At 63.8% G+C, this 2629-nt stretch carries 3 protein-coding genes; all 3 read right to left on the bottom strand.

The window, feature by feature from the left end; all coding sequences use genetic code 11:
- Positions 1–46: 46 nt before the first annotated feature.
- Positions 47–325: a hypothetical protein gene (locus HMPREF2581_RS09565; RefSeq protein ID WP_015648203.1), complete on the bottom strand. Its 279-nt coding sequence runs from the start codon at positions 323–325 to the stop codon at positions 47–49.
- Positions 322–2133 (bottom strand): AAA family ATPase, encoded by a 1812-nt coding sequence (locus HMPREF2581_RS09560; protein ID WP_003119041.1) that lies wholly within the window; start codon positions 2131–2133, stop codon positions 322–324. The genes HMPREF2581_RS09565 and HMPREF2581_RS09560 overlap by 4 nt, the downstream gene beginning before the upstream one ends.
- Positions 2127–2629 (bottom strand): hypothetical protein (locus HMPREF2581_RS33420; protein WP_031642331.1); only part of this gene is annotated, 503 nt, incomplete at its 5' end. The genes HMPREF2581_RS09560 and HMPREF2581_RS33420, both read right to left, overlap by 7 nt.

The following is a 2629-nucleotide window of genomic DNA, read 5'->3' as shown; positions in this document are numbered from 1 at the left end:
TACTCGGTATCGCCCAGCAGCTTGTCCACGTAGGTTCGAGTTCTGCTCATGCCGCCCCCGGACCGTTCAGGCCAAACAGATCGCGCAGCAGCGTTTCCACCGCCGCGCCCTTCGCATTGCCGTCCAGCAACCAGAGCCGGCCATAGTCGTGAAAACCCAGAGTGCCGCGGTCGCCGTGCCAGTTGGCGATCATGACCAACAGCGCAGCCAAGGCAGCAGCACCGCCCACCTTGACCTGCGCCAGCTCCTGGCCGGCCACCTTGAGAAACTCCCGCTCCAGCCTGGTCATGACCTTGCGGGGTGCCATCGGTTGTACGTTGCTCATGCTGCTTGCTCCCGCGCGCCCTCGTAGTGGACCCAGTTCCGGGCCTTGTGAGTGCTCGCACTGAAATACTGGTTGGATGCCTTGTCGAACCACAGGTCCAAGATGCCTTCATCTCCGGTGAGGCGCTGCTTGCTGATGATCAGGCGCACATCGCTCTGGTCCTTGTAGTCGTCTCCCTTGGCCATCTCTTTGCGCTTGTTCCGCCAGACCGTGCACACGTTGTCGGCTAGGTCGGTGAGGATGGCGCCACCGCGAACGTCGAGCTTGCCCGGGGGCTTACCCTCGTCGTCAGCCTTCCGCGGGTGGGCGACCAGATGGACGTGGACGTTCATCTCGTGAGCGAACCCCACCAACGCCTCCATGGCCTGCTTCTGGCCGTTGTAGTCATCCTCGGCCATGCCGAGCTTCGCCAGGCTGTCGACGATGAAGTGGTTCACCCCGTACCGGCGCGCGGCATACCGAAAGTCCTCGAGCATTTCGCCCGTCTTCGCGGTGCCCAACTGGTCGTAGATCCATAGCTTGCCGTCGAGCCAGTCGAGAATCGCGTCGATGTAGCCCCTCGAAGGACAAGACATCCCGGAGGCCTGCCGGACCATCCGCTGAAGCGTTCGCCGCGCCGGCATCTCCATCGAGGCGATGCAGAACCGGTCTTGGCTGCCCTTGCGGTTCATGCCGTGGAAGGCCAGGTAGTTCAGCAACTGCGACTTCCCGTGTCCGCTCCAGCCGGTCCAGATCGTGACCTCCGAGGGCCGGAAGCGGATCTTGTTGGCGTAGGCGCTCCAGGGCAGCTCCATGCCGATAGTTTCCGGGTTCTGGTCGTAGAACTCAGCCTTGACCTCCTCCGAGTAGGAGCTCACCGACTTCAGGCGCTCCGGGTCGAAGTTCTTCGCCTTGGCGTAGCACTCCGCAATGTCGTCGGCGCTGTAGTACAGGGCATCCAGGGCTTCGTTGAAGTCCTTGCAACCCAGTTTCACCAGGCGACACCGATCACGCCCAAGGCGCCGAACGATCTCCTCGGTCGCCTGGTGGCCAGGTTCGTCGTCGTCAAGGCACAGGTAGATCACGTCGAAGCGCTGCAGGTTGTCGAACTCGTACTCGATCCAGCGTTGCTTGCCGTCCTTGCCGCCACCGAAGGGCACCGACAGCGCCGGGCGCCCGTACTGCCAGGCGGTCATCGCGTCGATCTCGCCCTCGGTTATCGTCACCTCCCGGATACCGTCCGGGATGGCCTGCCAGCCGAACAGGCAAGGTTCGGTATCCGACGACGTGGTGATTTTCTTCTTGCCGCCAGGACGTTCCACGCCGAGTTTCTTCCAGTGGATCAGCGAGCCATTGCGCAGGTACGGAAACACGATGTTCTGCCCGTCCTCGGCGATCTTGAACGCCTTGATGGTCTCCTCGGTCAGTCCACGGCCCTTCAGGTACGCCATCACCACCGAGTCCACCTTCGGCGTCGAGCACCTTGGCTTGTCCGGTCGCTGGTATGACTTCCGGCTCTCGACCGGCCGGATGAGCTTGGGCTCCTGCACGCCGAGGTAGCCCCTCGCTTCGCTCAGCGCCGTCGCCATGTCGCAGTTGCGCGCCAGCCGCCAGAGGTCCAGCAGGTCGCCAGACTCACCGGTGGCGAAGTCGCACCACACGCCAGCCTTCTCGCCGACGAGGTGAACCCCCAGACTCTTGCCCTTCTCGCCCGATGCATCGCCAGCACGCCACTCGGCGCCCTCCCGCTTGCCGCCAGGCAGCAGGTGCCGTGCAACATCGGCAGCGCGATCAGCGAGGCGCTTGGAAATATCCGACGGGGTCAGCATGCGCCCTCCCCGTCCGGCAAACGCTCAAGGGTGCTGAAGTCGTGGGTCCGAGTGGACAGCACCGTGTCCGTCATCTGCGGGTGCCAGAACTCGTGATCCTCGAGCTGGTAGCCCCTGGGCGGGATGAACGGGTAGCGCTTGCTGCCCACCGCCGGCTTCCGCGGAGTTGCAGATGGTGCGCTCTCCTTGCGCACCCAGTTGCGCCAGGTCGCCAGCCAATCGACCTTCGTGGCCCCCTTGCCGGCAGCCGAGCACCAGTAGTCCCTGAAGCCCTCCCCAACCTTACGCATGTCCGCCTCGCTGAACTCCGGGCGCTCAGTCAGCGCCCAATCCAGCCAGTCATCCGGCAAGGCCCAGTCTTCCGGCAAGCGGGAAGCACGCTTGGGCTTTTCCGTCGGTTGATCATCCCCGGCCTCAGGGGAAGGGCGACGCTGTTGCGGCGCCTGCTCTTGATCTTTTAAATATCCCTGTCCCTGTCCCTGTCCCTGTCCCTGTC

The organism is Pseudomonas sp. HMSC057H01, assembly GCF_001836405.1.
Lineage (GTDB): Bacteria > Pseudomonadota > Gammaproteobacteria > Pseudomonadales > Pseudomonadaceae > Pseudomonas > Pseudomonas aeruginosa.
The sequence above is the reverse complement of the archived record's forward strand: the minus strand, read 5'-3'. Positions and strand labels throughout refer to the sequence as shown.